Origin of the sequence: Paenibacillus sp. FSL K6-2524 (assembly GCF_038005525.1) — a bacterium.
GTDB lineage: Bacteria > Bacillota > Bacilli > Paenibacillales > Paenibacillaceae > Fontibacillus > Fontibacillus anaericanus.
In genome coordinates, this window is the sequence record NZ_JBBOSP010000001.1 from 1,851,930 (window position 1) to 1,872,378 (window position 20,449).

The 20,449-nt window shown below is 42.9% G+C and carries 19 protein-coding genes; 13 read left to right on the forward strand and 6 right to left on the reverse strand.

Features of this window, described 5'->3' with window-relative positions; all coding sequences use genetic code 11:
• Position 1 precedes the first annotated feature (1 nt).
• Complete coding sequence (locus tag NST85_RS08180; protein ID WP_127192466.1) at positions 2 to 1,774, forward strand: B12-binding domain-containing radical SAM protein; 1,773 nt, start codon at positions 2 to 4, stop codon at positions 1,772 to 1,774.
• A gap of 673 nt (positions 1,775 to 2,447) precedes the next feature.
• Here NST85_RS08180 and NST85_RS08185 read toward each other — a convergent pair.
• The 3 genes from NST85_RS08185 to NST85_RS08195 all read right to left on the reverse strand — a co-directional run bounded on the left by NST85_RS08185 (position 2,448) and on the right by NST85_RS08195 (position 4,993).
• A complete protein-coding gene (locus NST85_RS08185) occupies positions 2,448 to 3,386 on the reverse strand; it encodes an alpha/beta hydrolase (protein ID WP_445671175.1) in 939 nt (312 codons plus the stop codon).
• A 67-nt stretch (positions 3,387 to 3,453) separates the two neighbouring features.
• Positions 3,454 to 4,038, reverse strand: coding sequence for a class I SAM-dependent methyltransferase (locus NST85_RS08190; protein ID WP_127192464.1), 585 nt, complete (start codon positions 4,036 to 4,038; stop codon positions 3,454 to 3,456).
• Between the two features lies 1 nt (position 4,039).
• Positions 4,040 to 4,993 (reverse strand): TIGR01212 family radical SAM protein, encoded by a 954-nt coding sequence (locus NST85_RS08195; RefSeq protein ID WP_370877645.1) that lies wholly within the window; start codon positions 4,991 to 4,993, stop codon positions 4,040 to 4,042.
• A 333-nt stretch (positions 4,994 to 5,326) separates the two neighbouring features.
• Here NST85_RS08195 and trmB point away from each other — a divergent pair, with 333 nt between their 5' ends.
• Positions 5,327 to 6,046: a tRNA (guanosine(46)-N7)-methyltransferase TrmB gene (gene trmB, locus NST85_RS08200; RefSeq protein ID WP_127192462.1), complete on the forward strand. Its 720-nt coding sequence runs from the start codon at positions 5,327 to 5,329 to the stop codon at positions 6,044 to 6,046.
• Between the two features lie 90 nt (positions 6,047 to 6,136).
• Here trmB and NST85_RS08205 read toward each other — a convergent pair whose 3' ends face one another.
• Positions 6,137 to 7,273, reverse strand: coding sequence for an MGDG synthase family glycosyltransferase (locus NST85_RS08205; RefSeq protein WP_127192461.1), 1,137 nt, complete (start codon positions 7,271 to 7,273; stop codon positions 6,137 to 6,139).
• Between the two features lie 60 nt (positions 7,274 to 7,333).
• On the reverse strand, positions 7,334 to 7,861 hold the full coding sequence (locus NST85_RS08210; protein WP_127192460.1) for a phosphatase PAP2 family protein: 528 nt from the start codon (positions 7,859 to 7,861) through the stop codon (positions 7,334 to 7,336).
• Positions 7,862 to 8,453: 592 nt separating this feature from the next.
• On the opposite strand from NST85_RS08210, the gene NST85_RS08215 reads away from it, so the two are divergent.
• The 5 genes from NST85_RS08215 to NST85_RS08235 all read left to right on the forward strand — a co-directional run bounded on the left by NST85_RS08215 (position 8,454) and on the right by NST85_RS08235 (position 11,648).
• Positions 8,454 to 9,692, forward strand: coding sequence for a glycosyltransferase family 2 protein (locus NST85_RS08215; protein WP_127192459.1), 1,239 nt, complete (start codon positions 8,454 to 8,456; stop codon positions 9,690 to 9,692).
• A 288-nt stretch (positions 9,693 to 9,980) separates the two neighbouring features.
• On the forward strand, positions 9,981 to 10,475 hold the full coding sequence (infC, locus tag NST85_RS08220) for a translation initiation factor IF-3 (RefSeq protein ID WP_127192458.1): 495 nt from the start codon (positions 9,981 to 9,983) through the stop codon (positions 10,473 to 10,475).
• A 79-nt stretch (positions 10,476 to 10,554) separates the two neighbouring features.
• On the forward strand, positions 10,555 to 10,755 hold the full coding sequence (gene rpmI, locus NST85_RS08225; RefSeq protein WP_127192457.1) for a 50S ribosomal protein L35: 201 nt from the start codon (positions 10,555 to 10,557) through the stop codon (positions 10,753 to 10,755).
• A gap of 30 nt (positions 10,756 to 10,785) precedes the next feature.
• Positions 10,786 to 11,145: a 50S ribosomal protein L20 gene (rplT, locus tag NST85_RS08230; protein ID WP_127192456.1), complete on the forward strand. Its 360-nt coding sequence runs from the start codon at positions 10,786 to 10,788 to the stop codon at positions 11,143 to 11,145.
• 167 nt (positions 11,146 to 11,312) lie between these two features.
• Positions 11,313 to 11,648 carry a hypothetical protein gene (locus tag NST85_RS08235; protein ID WP_127192455.1) on the forward strand — a complete coding sequence of 112 codons (336 nt, stop codon included), beginning with the start codon at positions 11,313 to 11,315 and terminating at the stop codon, positions 11,646 to 11,648.
• Positions 11,649 to 11,658: 10 nt separating this feature from the next.
• On the opposite strand, the gene NST85_RS08240 is transcribed toward NST85_RS08235, so the two are convergent.
• Positions 11,659 to 12,114 (reverse strand): GNAT family N-acetyltransferase, encoded by a 456-nt coding sequence (locus NST85_RS08240; RefSeq protein WP_127192454.1) that lies wholly within the window; start codon positions 12,112 to 12,114, stop codon positions 11,659 to 11,661.
• Between the two features lie 566 nt (positions 12,115 to 12,680).
• On the opposite strand from NST85_RS08240, the gene ilvB reads away from it, so the two are divergent.
• The 6 genes from ilvB to NST85_RS08270 all read left to right on the forward strand — a co-directional run bounded on the left by ilvB (position 12,681) and on the right by NST85_RS08270 (position 20,221).
• Positions 12,681 to 14,426 carry a biosynthetic-type acetolactate synthase large subunit gene (ilvB, locus tag NST85_RS08245; protein WP_127192453.1) on the forward strand — a complete coding sequence of 582 codons (1,746 nt, stop codon included), beginning with the start codon at positions 12,681 to 12,683 and terminating at the stop codon, positions 14,424 to 14,426.
• Positions 14,423 to 14,911: an acetolactate synthase small subunit gene (gene ilvN, locus NST85_RS08250; RefSeq protein WP_211350098.1), complete on the forward strand. Its 489-nt coding sequence runs from the start codon at positions 14,423 to 14,425 to the stop codon at positions 14,909 to 14,911. Before ilvB ends, ilvN begins: the two co-directional genes overlap by 4 nt.
• A 166-nt stretch (positions 14,912 to 15,077) precedes the next feature.
• Entirely contained in the window at positions 15,078 to 16,067 is a 990-nt protein-coding gene (ilvC, locus tag NST85_RS08255) for a ketol-acid reductoisomerase (protein ID WP_127192452.1), read from the forward strand.
• A gap of 90 nt (positions 16,068 to 16,157) precedes the next feature.
• Positions 16,158 to 17,669, forward strand: a complete 1,512-nt coding sequence (locus tag NST85_RS08260) for a 2-isopropylmalate synthase (protein ID WP_341189053.1) — start codon at positions 16,158 to 16,160, stop codon at positions 17,667 to 17,669.
• Between the two features lie 609 nt (positions 17,670 to 18,278).
• Positions 18,279 to 19,358 carry a 3-isopropylmalate dehydrogenase gene (gene leuB / locus NST85_RS08265; protein WP_127192450.1) on the forward strand — a complete coding sequence of 360 codons (1,080 nt, stop codon included), beginning with the start codon at positions 18,279 to 18,281 and terminating at the stop codon, positions 19,356 to 19,358.
• Positions 19,359 to 19,804: 446 nt separating this feature from the next.
• Positions 19,805 to 20,221 (forward strand): hypothetical protein, encoded by a 417-nt coding sequence (locus NST85_RS08270; protein WP_127192449.1) that lies wholly within the window; start codon positions 19,805 to 19,807, stop codon positions 20,219 to 20,221.
• Positions 20,222 to 20,449 lie beyond the last annotated feature (228 nt).

A 20,449-nucleotide genomic window follows, 5' to 3' on the forward strand; every position in this document is an offset into this window, starting at 1 on the left:
TATGAAAGTCATCTTGTCTACTTTAAATGCAAAATATATACACACTTCGTTGGCTATTCGATTACTGAAGGCATATAGCGAGCATGAATTTGATATTGAACTAGCTGAATTTACGATTAAGGATCCAGTGATGAATGTCGTCTCTGATCTATATCAGCGCAAGCCGGATGTGATTGGGTTCTCATGTTATATCTGGAACATCGAAGAGACGTTGAAGTTAGCCGATTTATTAAAAAAAGTTTTACCGGAATGTAAGATCATTTTGGGTGGTCCTGAGGTTTCTTATGATACACCTTACTGGATGGGACGTTCGAAGAGTGTAGATTTTATTGTAATGGGAGATGGGGAGGAGACGTTCCACCATCTTTTGCAGGAGATAGCAGGGGATCAGAAATATCACTATGTGTTTGGTGCGACTTATCGCAAGGGTGAGGAAGTTATAGTTAACCCTGGTCGACCAAAAAGTGATTTAAATACACTACCGACACCTCATCGATTTCCGGATGATCTTCCGGATTTGGGCAAACGTATAGTTTATTTCGAGACAAGCCGTGGTTGTCCATTTAGCTGTCAATTTTGCCTCTCTAGTATCGAGGTTGGTGTTCGTTATTATGATATCGAACGTGTCAAATCGGATTTGCTGTACCTGATCAATAATGGGGCCAAAATCATTAAATTCCTCGATCGTACGTTCAATATTAACCGTAATTATGCGATGGAAATGTTTGAATTTCTAATTGCGAATCATGGTGGATGTGTATTTCAATTTGAAATTACCGCAGATATCATGCGTCCGGAAGTGCTTGATTACTTGGCTGAGAATGCCCCGCCAGGTGTTTTTCGGTTCGAGATTGGCGTTCAGTCGACCAATGATGCGACGAACGAACTCGTTAAGCGACGTCAGAACTTTACCAAGCTATCTCGGACGGTAATGAAGATCAAGAATAGTGGTAATATCGATCAGCATCTCGATCTTATCGCCGGACTACCTGAAGAAGATTACGCCAGTTTCCGCAAAACATTTAATGATGTCTTCGCTATGCGTCCTGAGGAACTTCAACTTGGGTTTCTGAAGTTGCTGAGGGGTACTGGATTAAGAAACGAAGCTGCTAAATACAACTATGTATACATGGATCATGCCCCGTATGAAATACTTGGAAATGATATCATGCCATTTTCGGACATTATTTCCTTAAAGCGGCTTGAAGATGTGCTAGAAAAATATTGGAATGCACATCGTATGGATCACACGCTGAATTACTTGATGGAGCATGAGTTTGATTCACCGTTTGATTTCTTCCAAGAGTTCGGGGATTTCTGGGAGGAGCGAGGGTGGCAACGCATTGGTCATCAACTTGAGGATTTGTTCACACGTCTTCAAGACTTTCTGACTCGTCGTGGGCTTAAAGAGCCTGGTATCGTGCTTGGTCTTATGAAGCTGGATTATTTCCTGGGTCATAAATATAAGCCTCGTAAAATATGGTGGGAAGATCGTGTTCCTAAAGACATGCGCGTGAGTTACTTTAAGCGTCTTGCTGAGGAGCCGTCCAGCGTGTCCGATGATTTCGCCGCTCGTCATTTAGATGAGCGTGAGCTACTGAAATTCGCTGTGGTTGAAGAGTTGCCATTCCAGCTGAATGATCTATTGGAAGGGAAGGAAATCAAGGAGAGTGACGGGCAGGGGTCACTGTTGATAGTTCTATATCAGCAGGAAGAAAATGAAGTACCCGTCTTCTATTCTATGCCACTGACAGTGACATCACCTCAGGGATAGACAAGGATACTGAAAAAATCCGCAAATATTTGTGTAGGATGCCGCTACGATATCGGATTATCCTTACGATCGCTGTTGTCCTCTGATTTCTTGATTGTATACTGAATAGTGGTTGAAATCAGAGGACAAAGGCGAACGCTTACGCTTCTTCAGGATAATTCCGCTATCTTCGCTACTTCGAACAGTATTCCTCTTTTTTATAAGTGTGGTTTTGTCTAGCGGTATTCTTTTCGCAATCTATTCGTACGAAAGATGCCTCTTTTCAAATTCAGGCGGGATCAAGGACGCTTATGAAGCAAAAGAGATAGAGTAGAGCCTAAATAAAGGCGGAATTCCATTTAATATCTAATGGAATTCCGCCTTTATCAATTTAAATTGATTTCTAAATTAAAACGTAAGTTTTTCAGTGCCTCCGTTATCGGAGGCTTTTTTGTTCTGAATTATGGCGCTAAACCACTATCAGCACTATTTTAATAACGATGGATATGCTAGGAACGTAGCGAAGAGGACGGAATTGTTCTGGAGAAGCGATAGCGTTCGCCTTTGCCCTTAGATTTCTACCGTTAAAGCTAGTATAGAATCAGGAAATCTAAGGGCAACAGCGATCGAAAGAATAATCCGTCATCGTAGCGGTCATCTACAACACAGTTTTTATTATGCATCTATTGCCGTTTTATTCAGTATGTCGTTTAAGCCAATCGACAACATCTGCACTGACCTCATCACGGTTAATCTCATTTAGCATTTCGTGTCGGCCGCCTGGATATAGCTTCACTTCAACGTCCTGCAACTTGTGTTGTTCATATAACTTAACAAGTTTACGAACTCCCGCACCATTATCGCCTACGGGGTCCTTGTCTCCACAGAATATATAAACGGGTTTTTCTTTTGGGATTTTCTCTAGTTGACTCGGACGGTGTATTTCTAAAAGCAAACTAAAGAATTGTTGGAAGAAACTAGTGCTACATATAAAGCCGCAGTAGGGGTCATTGATATACTTATCTACTTCGGCTTCATCCCTAGAGAGCCAATCAAAGGATGTTCGGACTGGGAGGAAATTTTTGTTGAAATTCCCGAAGGAAAGTGCATTTAACAAGAGGCTGGCATGGCGTTCACCTTGTAAGAGGCCTTGAAAACGAGCCAGATTCTGTCCTATATGTAGTAACGGCCGTGGACCATTAGTTCCACTCAGTATAAATCCTTTGTAATTTTGATGATTTGTGTACATCGTTTTTTGAGTAAGAAAGGACCCCATACTGTGACCAAGTAAAAATAGAGGCTGATTAGGATGCTGCTTCTTAATGAAGTCTCCAAGCGCTATGATGTCGCGTACCATGCCGTTAAAGCCATCTTTACCAGGACGACCAAGCTCTTCCTGGGTTTTCGCTGTTAAGCCGTGGCCTCTATGGTCATTAGCATATACATGGAAGCCTTGTTCCGTAAGTACTTGTGCAAATCGTTCATACCGTTTGGCCGTCTCGGTCATTCCATGCGCAATTTGTACTACTCCGCGCAGTGGGGCTGACTCAACGTCTGGTGACCAGTGGTATACATAAACTTGGTGTCCTGCATCATTCTGAAAAGTAAAATTTTCTTCTCTCAACGACCACACCATCCTTTCAGTATCCTACTTCCTAATCTCATAATGATGCACTTATGATGCCCTGTTCTTAGTCACCTTATCTTTTCTCAATGGCGATAAGATATGGAGCGGTTGATCTTTGCAACTGGCGATACACAATGCTCTGTCCAATAGAAGAGGGGAGGCTAGCAGCCCATGATTCAACGGCGGCGGCCTCTGTCTCACCTCCAGGGTGACCAGGGTAGAGTACTATAGTGATAAGCCCACGTGGACGAAGCAAGCGGACACCGACCTCAAGAGCTTCTAACGTGCTTTCCGTCAAAGTAATAACAGAGTGATCGGCTTCGGTGGTAGGTAGATAACCTAAGTTAAACATGATGGAGCCAAGACGCCCGTGCGATTCCGCAGGAAGGGCATCTTCCATCTCAGCATGACTTCGGTTAAATAAAGTTACCTTAGCCAGTCTGGTGGGTGGCTCTATCTTATCCAGGCGTTCTTGAGTGATGTGGAGTGCTTCGGACTGAACATCGAAGCCAAAGACATGCCCGCGCTTACCACAAGCCTGTGCTAGAAATAATGTATCTGCACCTGTTCCAGCCGTTGCATCTACAGCATAATCACCTGGTTGCAACCGTTCACTTGTCAGTTTATGTGCGAAGCTTAATACAGAGAGAAAGCCCATGTTAACATCCTCTCCAAAACTTGCCTTGCCAAGTATCCCGTTGTTTCAGTTCATCATCGATCGCATTCAGAACTTCCCATTTCTTCAGACTCCACATCGGTCCAACAAGGAGGTCACGCGGAGCATCTCCTGTTAATCGATGGACAATCATTTCAGGTGGCAGGAATTCCAATGTGTCGACAATCAGCTTCACATATTCATCCTTCTCTAGAAAGCGTAACAAACCGGCTTCATATTGTTTCACCATAGGGGTTTTACGCATGAGATGAAGCAAGTGAATCTTAATACCTTGCACATCCATAGCGGCAACGGCGCGTCCCGTATCTAGCATCATCTCATGACTTTCTTGTGGTAGTCCGTAGATGATATGGGTACAAACGCGAATGTTACGACTGCGAAGTTTCTCAACAGCATCCAGATAGCACTGAGTATCGTGCGCACGATTTATAAGCTCTGAAGTGGAGTCATGAATAGTTTGTAATCCCATTTCAACCCATAGGTAAGTACGCTCATTTAATTCTGCTAAATAATCAACCACGTCGTCTGGAAGACAATCGGGCCGCGTAGCGATGGACAAACCAACGACACCGGGTTGCACCAAAATAGCTTCGAAGTACTCGCGAAGCTCGTCTACAGGTGCGTATGTGTTCGTATACGCCTGGAAGTAACCGATGTACTGGGCATTAGGCCACTTGATATGTTGCTTGTCGCGAATGTTGTTGAATTGTGTCACAAGGTCATCGCGCCGACTGCCTGCAAAGTCACCCGAACCACGAGCGCTACAGAAAGTACAGCCGCCTTTGGCAATGGAACCATCTCGATTTGGACAAGTGAATCCGGCATCTAGCATGACTTTGAAAACTTTGCCACCGAATTGATCCCGCATCTCTGTATTCCATGTATGAAATCGCTTGTCTCCCCACAATTTTGGGGAGGAGGGTAGTAGTGTGTTCATCATAACTCCTTTATTCTGTCACAAAAGTAGGTTTCGCTTTAACTTTGCTAATAAACCGTGTGATCCCACGGCTTCCACTGTTTCATTGTATCAAAATTTTATATAAAAGGGGAATCCGGTCTCTGAGCTTTCTTGCGATGAATTACAGATTATGTTATTTTGAATGTATTGAAATCGTTGGACCCCAATTCCAAAATATATCGAAAAAGGAATCATGTGAACCGTCTCCCCGGCGGCTGCAAGATTCCTTTTTCACTGTTTTTACTCTTTACAATTGAGCGGAACTTAGGCACAATATTGCAAGGATGGCCTATAAAAGGTTGAACATGCACTATGAGAAAGCGGAGGAATGACATGCGTTTACGCGGCAGAAAAGGAATTCGAGAGAGTCTTGAGAGTCAGCAAGATATCGTTATATTAGAGCCCAAGGAATACAGAGGACGTTGGTCCGAATTGTTTGGAAATGATCGCCCTATCTATATTGAACTTGGGATGGGAAAGGGACAATTCATTAGTGGAATGAGTGCTAAATATCCTGAAGTTAACTTTATCGGTATGGACATGTATGACGAGTTGGTTCGTCGTGCAAGCGAGAAAGTTCGTGCTATCTGGGGAGAGCAAGAGCCTCAGAGTGTAAGACTCGCGCTTGGTAATATTGAAATGATCGAGGAGTTTTTTGCCCCTGGTGAGGTAGAGCGGATTTACTTGAACTTCAGTGATCCTTGGCCAAAAGCAAAGCATGGGCGGAGACGACTGACACATCCACGGTTTTTAGATAAATATATTAAGTTGTTGAATGAAAAGGGTGAAATTCATTTTAAAACGGATTCTAGAGATCTGTTTCAGTTTTCACTCAATTCGTTTGCTGCGAGCGGACTGCAAATGAGTAATATATCGCTTAGTCTTCATGCGAACGGAATTAATGAAGACCATGTGATGACAGAATACGAAAGCAAATTCGTGGGGCAAGGAATGCCTATTCATCGTTGTGAGGTCATCGTAGGTGAGGCGGCTTTACGTAACTACCACGAGCATAAGATGGATAATTTTTAGTAACTTGATTCGATTCATGTGAAAGTTTATAAGTAAAAAGCCAACAGCCCATGATTACTTAATGGGGTGTTGGCTTTTTACGTGCGAGAGTTAAATTAGGGCCTTGTTGTTACTTTCTAGAATATCCATAATGGCTTGTGCGCTTTGCATTGGATGATAACTGGCGATCTCACTGAGGACTTTTTCTCGTTCAGCAGTTACTTCCTCATAGTTATCGATCAACCGTTTGATCCAATTCGTAATATCGTCTAACGAGCTGATCGGTGTCCCCCAACCTTGTGCAGCGAAATATTGAGAGTTCTCTTCTTCCTGGCCAGGAAGTGGCTTATGAAACAACATCGGGATGGCTTTGGCTAATCCTTCCGTGCAAGTCATACCACCTGGCTTCGTAATGAGGAGATCGGATACCTCCATCAGTTTGTCGATTTCCTTTGTAAAGCCAAGAAGGTGAACATTCGGATGAATAAACCGAGGATCACGTTTCATCTTCTCCAGCGATTTGACATTACTACCGAAACAGAAAATAAGTTGGATCTGGTCTCGGTTCATGGCGAGTAACGAATTAACCGCTTCGTCCTTCATGAACCCCCAACCGCCACCCATGACAAGAATTGTAGGCATGTCATGTAAATGAAATTGATTCCGAATGTCTTCTTTTCCGTGGCGTTCCCAAAAGTTCGGATGGACTGGAATTCCAGTAATCTGGATTTTATCCTCCTCAACACCTCGTTCCAGCAGCTTTTCCTTCACCGGCTCCGTAGATACTAGGTAACGGTTGACTTCGGCGCTAACCCAAGTTCCATGAGCATCGTAATCGGTAATAACCGTGCATAGTGGTACATCTAGTCCGAGTCGTTTCATGCGTGAAATGACAGCACTAGGAATCGGATGCGTACACACGATGACATCAGGATGGAGTTGCTGGATGATCTGTGTTGTGTGCGTATAAAATAGCCGATGAAGAGCTAAAGTCGTCAATCGATTTAAAGACTTTTTATAGTTGCTGCGATACATCATCCGAACAAGTCGAGGTTGGGTGAATACCGTCTTTTTGTAAGCTGTTATGATGAACGGTGCCATCCTCGGATTTAGAAAACTGCCGAGTTCCATCACTTTCGTCTGCACATTAGGCGCTATCTTGCGTAAACTGCTTGAGAGAGCGTATGCCGCTTGGGTATGTCCGGCCCCAAACCCCTCAGATAAAAGTAAGACTCTTTGTTTATGCACTATAGTTTCACCTTTTCCCGCAAGGTTTTCCCATGACTTAACAATTTAACAATATCCCGTTTACGTCCATAATGCAACCGTTCCGAGGGCAACTGAGGTGCCGATCACGACTCCAGCGAGAACATCGGAGGGGTAATGTAGACCTAAATATATTCGGGAGATCGCAACTAGCAGTGCTATAGGGCCTAGAATAAGGACAAGGCCCGGTTGAGCTACCATGAAGGGCACTGTAGCTGAAAATATAGCCGTTGTATGACCCGATGGAAAAGAATGATCGGTAAGAGGATTCCTGAAAGTATTTGTTCCCGGTAAGATCAAATAAGGCCGAATACGTGGATATATTTTCTTCGAGAGTGCTACTGGAATATGGCTGACTGCCAATGCAACACCAGCTTGGAGACCGATCGTACTCCATGGTTCAGGACAGAGCCACCAAATAAATAGTATAGATAATATGGTGAAACGAGCTCCTCCTAGATGAGTTAGATGATAAAACCAAAAGTTAAGAAAACTCCTGTGGAAGCGGCCGTTGATTCTCATAAAAAGCTGTTGATCAAGTTGTTTGAGCTTTTCAATTAAATGATTCATGTGATCCCTCCGCGCTTCTATTGGCCGCGTGTACGGCCCAAAATTGCACTCAGTGAATTAGGGCTTAGTCGTAGCATGGCATTTTCGGGTTAGACTTATCATATTTTTATTCGCGGGTCTTTTCAAGGTTAGAGGTTAATTTTTGTTAAAATGGAATTCGGTTTTTTGACTCTTGACTTTCCACCCTTTACAATGATTCAAATGATATCAAAAAAGTTTAAAGAAATATAAGTAATTTCGTAAACTTTTTAAATTTTTATTCGTTTGTTATTATGAGTGTTTTACATTCGCGTAACAATTAGCAAAAAAAAGGGGGCCTTAGGAAATAAAAAAAGCCAAAATGGATGAAAATAAGAACTAATCGCACAGATTGCAGGTAACAACGTTGCCTTGTGGAGATATAGACTGACTTCGGTTGAATTTTCAGCATAAGAGCCATACATGAACTTTGACAAATAAGTTAAAGTCGAGGAAAATCGTAATGCGCTAACAGGTTGTTCGTTTTTGTAAACTATATAAGGGTCATTAAAAAAAGAAAACTCCAAAAATGTAGATAAAGAAATTGAGGAGTTAAAAGGGGGTACAAAGTATCATGATAGACACCATTTTGGTATCTCTGCAAGTTTTTCTGGCAGTGATAGGTCTGTATCAATTTGGATTATCTTTATTCGGCATGTACAAGAAAAAGAAAAAAGAACAATTTGCGCCGAATAAATCTTTTGCTGTGCTGGTAGCGGCACATAACGAAGAAAAAGTAGTAGGGGCTCTAATGGAGAACCTAAAGCATCTTAATTACCCGAAAGAACTTTACGATGTATTTGTAATTTGTGATAACTGTACAGATAATACGGCGGCAATCGTTCGGAGTCACGGAATGAACGCATGCGTTCGTACAAATCAAAATTTACGTGGTAAAGGTTATGCGATTGAATGGATGTTGAAGCAACTCTGGAAAATGCCTAGGCAATATGATGGAGTTGTCATGTTTGATGCAGATAATCTGGCTCATCCAGATTTCCTGAGTGAAATGAATAACGATCTGTGTTCAGGTGCCCGGGTAATTCAAGGATATATCGATACGAAAAATCCAGAGGATTCATGGATTACGGCCTCTTATGGTATTTCGTACTGGTATTGCAATCGTTTATGGCAGCTGTCTCGCCATAATTTGAATATGGCTAACTTCCTCGGTGGTACTGGGATGTGCTTTGAAACTGAACTTCTGAAGGAGATTGGGTGGGGAGCCACCAGCCTTGTGGAAGATTTGGAATTTACAATGCGCTGTGTTGAACGTGGGATCTACCCGGTATTCAACTATGATGCGAAGCTGTTCGACGAGAAGCCACTTACGTTCAAGGCTTCAGCTCGTCAAAGGCTGCGCTGGATGCAGGGACATTTTACGGTAGCTCGGAGATATTTCTTCCCGTTACTTTGGAAGAGTATCAAGGAACGGAATCTAATCAAACTGGATATGGCGCTTTATGGAGCTAACGTATATATCGTACTGTTAACTTTCTTAATGACTGCTGTAATCTGGGTAGATCAATCATTTATGGGTGAACCACGCTTAGCGAATTTGTATGGTTACTTCCCGATGTGGATATCGTTCGTGGCAATCGCTGCTAATGTATTTATCTTCTTGATGGCTATGATCTTGGAGAAGGTTAAGTTTAAGAAAGTTTATGCTTATCTCATTCTGTTCCCAATTTACTTGTTATCGTGGTGGCCGATTACGTTCTATGCGTTCTTTACGCAAAACAACAAACAATGGAGCCATACCCAACATACTCGAGTTGTTCGACTGGAAGAGGTACAAAGTAAACAGGTTTAATGGGCTCACAAAAAAAGTGTGAATCATTGCTTGACTTGTGATTGCTCCATATGATATATTATTTTGGTGTTGTAAACAGATTAATAATGGATTGCAAGCAGAGGCCAGGGCTTCTCACCTGTTCAACTTCGTGTTGACTGGTTTTGATCTTAATTTATGAATGAATGTTCATGAAGAATTGATGATCAATTTGGGATGCGGGCGTAAACCTGCATCCCTTTTAATTTTGGCCTTTCGGTCGCAATGGTAACAAATATTTGGAGGTGGATAATTATCAGTAAGGAACATTTGATCAATGATGAGATACGGGCTAAAGAAGTACGCTTAGTAGGCGCTGAAGGCGAACAAATTGGTATTACACCAATTCGCGAAGCACTACAAATGGCAATCGACCTGAATCTGGATCTGGTTAACGTCGCTCCGACGGCCAAGCCGCCGGTATGTCGGATTATGGACTACGGAAAATTCCGTTATGAGACGCAGAAGAAAGAGAAAGAAGCCCGTAAGAATCAGAAGATAGTGGACATCAAGGAAGTATGGTTCCGTGCCAATATTGAGGAACATGACTACCAGACGAAACTTCGTAACGTGATCAAATTTTTGAATGAAGGCGACAAGGTCAAATGCTCGGTTCGTTTCCGCGGCCGTGAAATTGCCCATGCCGACCTCGGAAAGAAAATTTTGGACCGCGTCAAAGAAGAAGTTGCAGAAAGCTGTAGTGTTGAACGACTTCCTAAATTGGAAGGTCGCAGCATGATTATGATTTTGGCACCGAAAAACTAAGCATTAGCTTATACAAGCTGTTCTACTTTAGCGGGTCACTCGCAAAGTGAAAGCTCACAAACTCTGAGGGGGAAGTACAATGCCGAAAATGAAAACCCACAGCAGCCTGAAAGGCCGCTTTAAGATTACTGGTACAGGTAAAGTAAGACGTTACAAAGCTAACCGTAACCACTTGTTGTCCCATAAATCGAAACGTGGTAAACGCGTACTAGCGAATAGTCCTGTAATGTATTCAGGAGATGTAAGTCGTCTTAAGCAACAATTAGCTAATTTGAAATAATTAACATAACTTTTTGGGAGGTTTATTAATATGGCAAGAGTTAAAGGCGGATTTGTCGTTCGTCGTCGTCATAAAAAAGTATTGAAGCTTGCTAAGGGATACTTTGGTTCGAAACACCGCATTTTTAAAACAGCTAATGAACAGGTAATGAAATCCCTGTTGTATGCATACCGTGACCGTCGTCAAGTGAAACGTGATTTCCGCAGATTGTGGATTGTTCGTATCAACGCGGCAGCTCGTTTGAACGGCTTGTCTTACAGCAAAATGATGCATGGTCTTAAATTGGCAGAAGTGAACATTAACCGCAAAATGCTTGCTGATTTGGCTGTAAATGATCTTCCTGCGTTCAATTCTTTGGCTACTGTAGCTAAAGAGAAAATCAACGCGTAAATAATTGGATTTATATAATTAGGCACCTCGAACAGGTATTGTACTTGTTCGAGGTGCCTTTTTTTTATAGCAAGGCGATGGCGTAAGCTGAATCCGCTTTTACCGAATATGTTGGGGATAAGACAGTGCTGGTGTCTTTGAACAGTAAATTTCGGAGGAGGATTTCCATGAATAAAAAGATTACAAGGAAAGAAGCCGAAAAATGGCTTGGAAAATCCATTACCGCCTATAGAAAAGATGGTAGCTTCGTTACAGGAAAATTGGTGAGAATTAGTGGCAATCGCCTAATTTTAAGTCAGGATTCAAATAAGAAAGTCAGAACGAAAGCAATAATTCCTCTTGTTCTGTTCGATCTTCTGGCCATCGGAACGTCACCTGGTGTTAGTGGCTTTGGTGGTTATGGAGGTTATGGCGGCTATGGAGGATACAATTATGGGTATGGGGGTTACGGCGGCGGCTACGGTGGCTATGGCGGCGGTTACCCGTATGGATATTTCCGGTAGATAGCTTTAGTTAAGCAAGTATGGATAAGTTCTTCTCTAATTCGAAGCATTGGGATATCTGAATGAAACGTACAGAACGGTATCCCAGCTTCTGATAGAACTGGTGGGCTCTGGTGTTGTCCTGGTCCACCATTACTTTTGATCTTTTGCATCCACGAGAACTAGCGAAGTTCTCAGCCTGAGCCATAAGGGTTTTGCCGTGCTGCTTACTGCGGTGTGCAGGTAATACGGCCATCATATCGATATATAGCAGTTCGCCGTGAATCATAAAATGAATGAATCCCACCAAATCAGATTCGTAATAAGGCGAAACTACTAGCGTAACGCCGCGCGAAAGCCGTTTGGGCAACTCCTCAATAACTTTATTCAGTTCATTTGTTGGTAAGCTAGAGAGGGGGACAAGCTCCTTTTTGATCAAACTGATAATGATAGGATCATCTTGTTTAGGCCTTCTAAAGCGGATCATTTCGCTCGTATTCCTCCTTACTGTGTATAATTTGGGCGCTGTTTGATATCATATGACAATAGGGTGGAGATACGTTCCGATCAGCACTGTTTTGAGAAATCCGAGGCCTATGTTTTAAAAGGGTATTGACGGGGCGTGTAAACTAATCATATAATGTTTCTAACATTTTACGTTCATAAATGCATCGGCGATGATGAGGACGAAGGTTTAAGGGCTCTTTGCTCAGAGAGTGGATGGAATTGCTGAAACCACCACCATTACCCCTTAAATGCGAGCTCACCTCGGAGCTGTTTTCCTGAAAAGCTTTACTGAAGCAGAATGTCCTACGGGATTCCTGCAGAGGGGCTTATTAGGGAGAATCGTTAGGTCTGCGTTAGAGACCACGGGTAGGGGCTAGCCATGCTTTTACTCGTCAAGGCTTGGCACTGCGAAGTGCTGGGTGAAAATGGGTGGTACCACGGAAGCTATAACCTTTCGTCCCTCGGAATAGGAAACTATTCCGGCGGATGAAGGGTTTTTTTTGTTGTATGAATTGAACTGCCTAACATTTGGAAGGAGGATGACTGATGAGTGCGCATATTCCGGAAGTGCAGTCTACAGAACAATTACGTGAGAAATGGATGAAACCAGAAGTTATTTCGGGTTCAGAAATCTTGCTTCGAAGTTTGCTATTAGAAGGTGTCGAGTGTGTCTTCGGTTATCCAGGTGGCGCGGTATTATATATCTATGACGCGTTGTACGGATTTACTGATTTCAAACATTTGCTGACAAGACATGAGCAAGGAGCCATCCATGCAGCGGACGGTTATGCTAGAGCTAGTGGCAAAGTGGGGGTTTGTATCGCCACCTCCGGCCCTGGAGCGACTAACACGGTCACGGGGATAGCAACAGCGTTTATGGATTCAGTTCCTTTGGTGGTAATTACTGGTAACGTCGTATCCAGCCTGATTGGTACAGATGCATTCCAAGAAGCGGATATTACCGGTATCACAATGCCGATTACAAAACATAGTTATCTAGTTCGAAACGTAGAGGACTTACCGCGCATTATTCACGAAGCTTTTCATATCGCGAATACAGGACGCAAGGGTCCGGTGCTGATTGATATTCCGAAAGACGTTTCAGCGAACAAAACGTTGTTTGAACCAGGTCAATCCATAAAATTACGTGGTTACAATCCAACAGTCGTGCCTAATCGTCTTCAGCTTGATAAGCTGGCAGCAGCAATTCAGGAAGCAGAACGTCCGGTGATCATCGCTGGAGGTGGTGTTGTATACTCGGGTGGTCATGAAGAGTTATTCGAATTCGTGACTAGAACGGAAATACCAGTAACGACAACATTACTTGGACTTGGCGCATTCCCAAGTGGGAATGAATTATGGATGGGAATGCCGGGTATGCACGGAACCTACACATCTAACCAAGCGATCCAACAGGCCGATCTATTAATCAACATCGGCGCCCGCTTTGATGATCGTGTGACAGGCAAGCTGAATGGTTTCGCACCGCTTGCTAAGATCGTTCACATTGATATTGATCCGGCAGAAATAGGCAAGAACGTAAAGGCAGATATTCCGATTGTTGGAGATGTCAAAACGGTGCTTGAAATGTTAAATCCTCTCGTAGGACGTAGTAATAAAGCTGATGCTTGGAGAACTAAAGTTAGTCAGTGGAAGCAAGATAAGCCGTGGAAATATATTGATTCCGATACAGAGCTTAAACCTCAATGGGTAATTGAGCTGTTGAATGATACAACGAGCGGTGAGGCCATTGTAACGACAGACGTAGGACAGCATCAGATGTGGGCTGCTCAATATTACAGATTCAATCAGCCGCGCTCTTGGATTACTTCCGGCGGACTTGGAACTATGGGATTTGGCTTTCCGGCAGCTATTGGTGCACAAATGGCATATCCAGAGCGACTAGTCATTTCGATCAATGGTGACGGCGGTATGCAAATGTGTGCTCAAGAACTGGCGATTTGTGCGATCAACAACATCCCAGTGAAGATCGTTGTAATAAATAATCAGGTGCTTGGAATGGTTCGTCAATGGCAGGAATTGATTTATGAAAATCGCTATAGCCATATCGATCTTGCCGGCAGTCCGGATTTTGTGAAATTGGCAGAGGCCTATGGTGTTAAAGGTTTGCGAGCGAGTAACAAAGAGGATGCCAAGCAAGTTTGGCAAGAGGCTTTAGATACTCCAGGGCCAGTTCTAGTGGAATTCGTGGTCCGTAAAGAGGAGAACGTATATCCAATGGTTACGCAAGGTTCTACCATTGATCAAATGTTGATGGGAGACAGTGAATGATGATGAAGAGCCATGCTATTTCGGTATTAGTGAACGACCAGCCGGGAGTTTTGCAGCGAGTGTCCGGACTATTCGGACGACGTGGTTTTAATATTGAGAGCATTACGGTTGGACAGTCAGAAGAAGTAGGGTTGTCTCGGATGGTCATTGTGACTCAAGGAGACGACAAGACACTAGAGCAAATTGAGAAACAACTTTATAAGTTGATCGACGTCATCAAGGTTGTGAATCTGAGTTCTAAACCAATGGTAGGTCGTGAACTAGCATTGATTAAAGTGAAGTCTGAACCTGCTGAGCGTCCCGAGATTATGGGTGTTGTTGAAACGTTCCGTGCAGCAGTCGTGGATATCGGAACTAACAGCATGATTGTACAGGTTGTTGGTGACACAGAGAAGATCAATGCTATGATAGAATTGTTGCAACCGTATGGTATTCGGGAATTGTCCCGAACAGGAGTTACAGCTATGATTCGAGGAAATGCATAATTTGTAAATGTTTTAAATTATCTCTCGTCCGTGGGCGGGTGTTTGAGAGGATCCAAGTAAGATGTAAATATCAGTGGTCCTTTGAAACGCCCGCTCATCAGGCGGAGGTACAAAATTAATAAGGGTAAGCTTATATGCTACCCACATTCTTAGGAGGCTAATAAAAATGGCAGTTACTTTGTACTATGAACAAGATGCAGAACTTAGCGTATTAAAAGGAAAGACTATCGCAATTATCGGTTATGGTAGCCAAGGACATGCCCACGCACAAAACTTGCGTGATAGCGGACTTAACGTAGTGGTAGGCCTCCGCGAAGGTAAATCTTTTGATAAGGCTAAAGAAGATGGCTTTGAAGTGCTATCCGTTGCGGAAGCTACTCGCCGTGCTGACGTGGTACAAATTTTGATGCCAGATGAAACACAAGCATCAGTATACAACAGTGAAATCGCTCCAAACATCAAAAAAGGTGCAGCTTTATTGTTCGCACACGGATTTAACGTACATTTTGGCCAAATCGTGCCATCCCCTGACAATGACGTTTTGCTTGTAGCTCCTAAATCACCAGGACATATGGTTCGTCGTACTTACGTTGAAGGTTTTGGTGTTCCAGGACTAATTGCAATTCATCAAGATGCTACTGGCAAAGCGAAAGAAATTGGACTTGCTTATGCAAAAGGTATTGGCTGTACTCGTGCTGGGGTTATCGAAACTTCATTCCGCGAAGAAACAGAAACCGATTTGTTCGGCGAACAAGCTGTACTTTGCGGTGGCGTTAGTGCACTAATCAAAGCGGGCTTTGAGACATTGACCGAAGCAGGTTATGCTCCAGAAATGGCATACTTCGAATGTTTACATGAACTCAAATTGATTGTCGACCTGGTATATGAAGGTGGATTGGCAACAATGCGTGATTCCATCTCCAATACAGCTGAGTATGGTGATTATGTAACTGGACCTCGTATCGTTACTGACGAAACGAAGAAAGCAATGAAAGCCGTATTGACTGACATTCAACAAGGTAAATTCGCTCGTGATTTCATTCTTGAGAATCAATCCAATCGTGCTTTCCTTACAGCGACTCGTCGTAATGAAGCAAATCATCCGATCGAAGTGGTTGGCCGGGAATTGCGCGGTCTAATGCACTGGATTAAATAAATAGTTCATTCCTATCTATCAATGCGGCCATGCATCAGCATGAGCCGCATTAAGTTTTTGTAGGCCTACTAAAATTCAGGAGGTGTAGGGATGCGTAAAATTTATATTTTTGATACAACGCTACGTGATGGGGAACAGTCTCCAGGAGTTAATCTCAATACTAGGGAGAAGCTGGAGATTGCTTATCAGCTTGAAAAACTTAGTGTAGATCGTATCGAAGCAGGATTTCCTGCTGCTTCCCCCGGGGATTTGGCTTCTGTAAACGCCGTAGCTCGTGCGATCAAACAATCTACTGTAATAGGGTTATCACGTTCTCGTGTCCAAGACATTGATGCGGTCCGGGAAGCGTTGAAAGGTGCTGCAGACCCTTGTATCCATCTATTTCTAGCGACAAGTCCGATCCATCGCAAATACAAACTGAAGATGGAGAAAGAGCAGGTGCTAGAAACTGCGCAAGCAGCGATTCGGTATGCGCGGAAATATTTCTCCAAAGTAGAGTTTTCTTGCGAGGATGCGGGGAGAACTGAAATTGAATTTTTGTGTGAGATGACCGAAATGGCTATTTCAGAAGGGGTTTCTGTGGTCAATATCCCGGATACAGTGGGATTTTTATATCCACATGAATACGGTAACATTTTCAAGACGCTTAAAGAAAAGGTGCCTAATATCGAGAAAATCCAATTAAGTGCACACTGTCATGATGATCTGGGGATGGCTACAGCCAACTCTCTTGCTGCCATTCTTGGCGGTGCCGATCAGATTGAAGGTACGGTTAATGGGATAGGTGAGCGTGCAGGTAACACCGCAATTGAAGAAGTTGCGATGGCTTTGGAAACAAGAAGCGAATTCTTTGGGGCCAAAACCTCACTCGCTCTTTCCGAGATCTCTCGTACCAGTCGACTAGTAAGTAGACTGACAGGGATGGTTGTACCGGGTAATAAGGCGATTGTCGGAGCTAATGCGTTCGCACATGAATCAGGTATCCATCAGGATGGTATGTTGAAAGAGAAGACGACTTACGAGATTATGTCTCCCGAGACGATCGGACTTAAGGAGAGTAAGCTAGTGCTTGGGAAACATTCTGGACGTCATGCGTTCAGAGAGAAACTGATTGATCTAGGATATACGTTGGATGAGGAACGTCTCAACCTAGCGTTTGCCAAGTTCAAGGAATTGGCCGATAAGAAAAAAGATGTCAGCGATGGAGATTTGTTAGCCATTGTGGAAGAGAGACTGATTGATACGCCGGAATTTTTCTCTTTGGAGACGATCTATGTTTCGTACGGTAATGAAATGATACCTTCTGCTAAAGTTCGCATCGTAACGGTTGATGGTGATGTGCTTGAGAGAGAAGCGGAAGGTAACGGTTCGGTTGACGCTCTCTATAATGCCATTGATAAGGAAGTTGGAGAAGAAGTGACGCTGTCTGATTATTCAATTAAGTCCGTTAGCCACGGTAAAGATGCTCAAGGTGAAGTGCATGTCGTGCTCACGCAAAATGAAATTTCAGTTCAAGGCAGAGGCGTTAGTACGGATATTTTGGAGGCAAGCGCTCGTGCCTATGTCGACGCTCTTAACAGATTAATTGAGACAAGAGGTTAAAGAACATTTCTCAGAATAATCTAAATGGTAATCCAGTCCGCAGAGAGTTATCGCTGCGGACTTTTTCTGTAATATTGGCAAACTCTCGAGTACGCCGTATCAAAAAGGCGAATTGGGTGAAAAAGATGAATTTGGTGACATAGACGAATTTGGTGAGAAGGATTGGTTTGGCATAACAGACTGATTAGGCATAAAAGATTGATTCGGCATAAAGGATTGATTAGGTGAAAAAGGTTGATTTGGAGTCACAGATGCAACTTTAGCGATGTGGGGACGGCTTACACATGAGCTCGAGACGATCACTAATAAAATAAACAACACTAAGATTATTCCGGAACTTGTATGATTGATTTCCGACATAAGGTTTCTACCTCCATATTTTCAAGTATGTTGATTCGACTCACATTATGCATTTTTAGACTAACGTGTATAGACAATTGACTATGTAATCCAAGAAATGGGCTTTTTATAGAAACAAGATTGTGCTTATAGGCTCATCCTATAGACTTAATAGATTCTATATCTTTGTTTAACCTTGTTGATTATGATACAACAGAGTAAGAGTCTATTTCGAGTGAATTTAGGTATATTGAAAGGGAGTTGAAAGTTATGGGAGAAGTGAAGAAAATTGCAGTCATTGCTGGCGATGGTATTGGACCAGAAGTAGTGGCTGAAGCGGAAAAAGTATTGAAACGTACAGAAGAATTGTTCGGCTATAAATTTGAAACAGAGCATGCGCTTTTTGGAGGCATCGCTATAGATAAAAAAGGAACACCACTTCCACAAGAAACATTGGAAGTTTGCCAGCGTGCAGATGCAGTATTATTGGGAGCTGTTGGTGGTCCGCAATGGGATAACAATCCGAAAGAGTTGCGTCCCGAAACAGGTCTACTGGGGATTCGCAAAGCTCTTGGTTTATTCTCAAACTTACGTCCGGCTGTAGTGTTTGACTGTCTGAAGGATGCATCAACTTTGAAGCCAGAAGTTCTTGAAGGTACGGATTTAATGGTTGTTCGTGAGTTGACAGGCGGTATTTACTTTGGTGAGAAATTCCGTCGTGATACTGAGCATGGACAAGAAGCAGTTGATACTTGTGCATATAATGTCAAAGAAGTAGAACGGATTGTCACTCAAGCGTTCGAAATTGCCCAGAAACGTCGCAAGAAGCTTGCTTCCGTCGATAAGGCAAACGTATTGGAAACCTCACGCTTATGGCGTGAAGTTGTCAATGAAATTGCTCCGAAGTATCCGGACGTAGAGTTGGAGCATGTTCTCGTTGATAATTGTGCGATGCAATTGCTGAGACGCCCTTCCAGCTTTGACGTTATCGTGACTGAGAATATGTTCGGTGATATTCTGAGTGATGAAGCAGCAATGCTGACCGGTTCGATTGGCATGCTATCGTCAGCTTCATTAGGGGAAGGTAGCTTTGGACTGTACGAACCAGTACACGGGTCAGCTCCCGATATTGCTGGACAGAATCTAGCCAATCCGATCGCTACAATCCTCTCTGTTGCATTGATGTTCCGGATGACCTTTGGATATGCCGATGCAGCTGATGCGATTGAATCGGCAGTAGCATCAGTGCTGAATGCCGGACATCGTACGAGTGATATCGCAGTGGATAAGAGCCAAGCTATCGGTACCAAAGAGATGGGCGATTTGATCGTAGCTGCAATTCAAAAGTAAGACAATTTATAAGTAATTCGTATTTAGAGTTACTCTAATAATGAAATTACTATAATATTGACTTTGATATATGTGAATGCTAACATTTGAAGAGGGATTTTTAATGGCAGAACGTTTAGTTGGAATGCCCGCTCCTGATATTAATATGGCGGTCGTAACAGGTGACTATGGTATTCTCTAATTGAACCAGGTCAGAAGAACCTGAACTCATAATTCAGTAATATGTATTGAAAGGCCCTCTGACTGGCAAATACACCTTGCCAATACAGGGGGCCTTTTGCCCCAGACTTTCATAATTTGGTCCTTTTAGCTCAAAGTTTGCATTAATGTCGATTTTAAATTTTTCCAAAGGAATTTGAGGTAAGGGTCTCGAATAAATTATAGGAAGTTCTATAAGATATAAGGCCGTGGTTCCTGTGAGCAGAATTCGGAGAGGGTGATGGGGAATGAGTTTTTGCTGTGGTGCAAGTATGGTGGGGACGAAGGGAACTTTGAAGCATTATCGTACGCAAGTCCATAATGTTCCCCTACTTTTTTGTCCGGTGTGTAATCGGGTTGAGGTTCATTATAAAGTGGAGAACGAATACGAAATCTTAGCGGAGTATGCTCATGGAGATGGAGTATCAGAGATTGACTTCCAGGATTTTGTTATGGAAGATGAGGAATCAATTTTTGGGAATTGTGTGAATCGTGAAGATGAGGATCCGATTGATATTGTGCAGAGTCAAATAGATATGTCGTTAGATCTGCTTACGGTGGCTAAATTTATTAAAGATACGAAATGGGAAAATGAGCTCAAGAAACGACTTGCCGTAATGAGTAGGAGAAGAATGAAACTGCAACATAACAATAGCAAGGGATGAAATGTGTTATAAAAGCTCTCCTCAGGAGGGCTATTTTCTTTTTTTTGTGGAAATTATGATGATTAGTGATGATCCCACTTTTTTCGACAGTATCTCTGATTGACGAAATTTGGAAAACTTTACTATGATTATAAGTGATAATCTCATGGTGTCCGCTTACATTGATTGCGAAATTATTATTTGAGGGAATGTAATTAATTGCCTCGTACATAATTATCGGACAAGCTC

Excerpts from the sequence above, each read along its gene's own strand:
- leuB (WP_127192450.1), top strand. The coding sequence starts at position 18,279 with ATGGGAGAAGTGAAGAAAATTGCAGTCATTGCTGGCGATGGTATTGGA.
- trmB (WP_127192462.1), top strand. The coding sequence starts at position 5,327 with ATGAGAAAGCGGAGGAATGACATGCGTTTACGCGGCAGAAAAGGAATT.
- ilvN (WP_211350098.1), top strand. The coding sequence starts at position 14,423 with ATGATGATGAAGAGCCATGCTATTTCGGTATTAGTGAACGACCAGCCG.
- NST85_RS08260 (WP_341189053.1), top strand. The coding sequence starts at position 16,158 with ATGCGTAAAATTTATATTTTTGATACAACGCTACGTGATGGGGAACAG.
- NST85_RS08180 (WP_127192466.1), top strand. The coding sequence starts at position 2 with ATGAAAGTCATCTTGTCTACTTTAAATGCAAAATATATACACACTTCG.
- rpmI (WP_127192457.1), top strand. The coding sequence starts at position 10,555 with ATGCCGAAAATGAAAACCCACAGCAGCCTGAAAGGCCGCTTTAAGATT.
- NST85_RS08210 (WP_127192460.1), bottom strand. The coding sequence starts at position 7,861 with ATGAATCATTTAATTGAAAAGCTCAAACAACTTGATCAACAGCTTTTT.
- NST85_RS08235 (WP_127192455.1), top strand. The coding sequence starts at position 11,313 with ATGAATAAAAAGATTACAAGGAAAGAAGCCGAAAAATGGCTTGGAAAA.
- ilvC (WP_127192452.1), top strand. The coding sequence starts at position 15,078 with ATGGCAGTTACTTTGTACTATGAACAAGATGCAGAACTTAGCGTATTA.
- NST85_RS08190 (WP_127192464.1), bottom strand. The coding sequence starts at position 4,038 with ATGGGCTTTCTCTCTGTATTAAGCTTCGCACATAAACTGACAAGTGAA.
- NST85_RS08270 (WP_127192449.1), top strand. The coding sequence starts at position 19,805 with ATGAGTTTTTGCTGTGGTGCAAGTATGGTGGGGACGAAGGGAACTTTG.
- ilvB (WP_127192453.1), top strand. The coding sequence starts at position 12,681 with ATGAGTGCGCATATTCCGGAAGTGCAGTCTACAGAACAATTACGTGAG.
- rplT (WP_127192456.1), top strand. The coding sequence starts at position 10,786 with ATGGCAAGAGTTAAAGGCGGATTTGTCGTTCGTCGTCGTCATAAAAAA.
- NST85_RS08215 (WP_127192459.1), top strand. The coding sequence starts at position 8,454 with ATGATAGACACCATTTTGGTATCTCTGCAAGTTTTTCTGGCAGTGATA.
- NST85_RS08195 (WP_370877645.1), bottom strand. The coding sequence starts at position 4,993 with ATGAACACACTACTACCCTCCTCCCCAAAATTGTGGGGAGACAAGCGA.
- NST85_RS08240 (WP_127192454.1), bottom strand. The coding sequence starts at position 12,114 with ATGATCCGCTTTAGAAGGCCTAAACAAGATGATCCTATCATTATCAGT.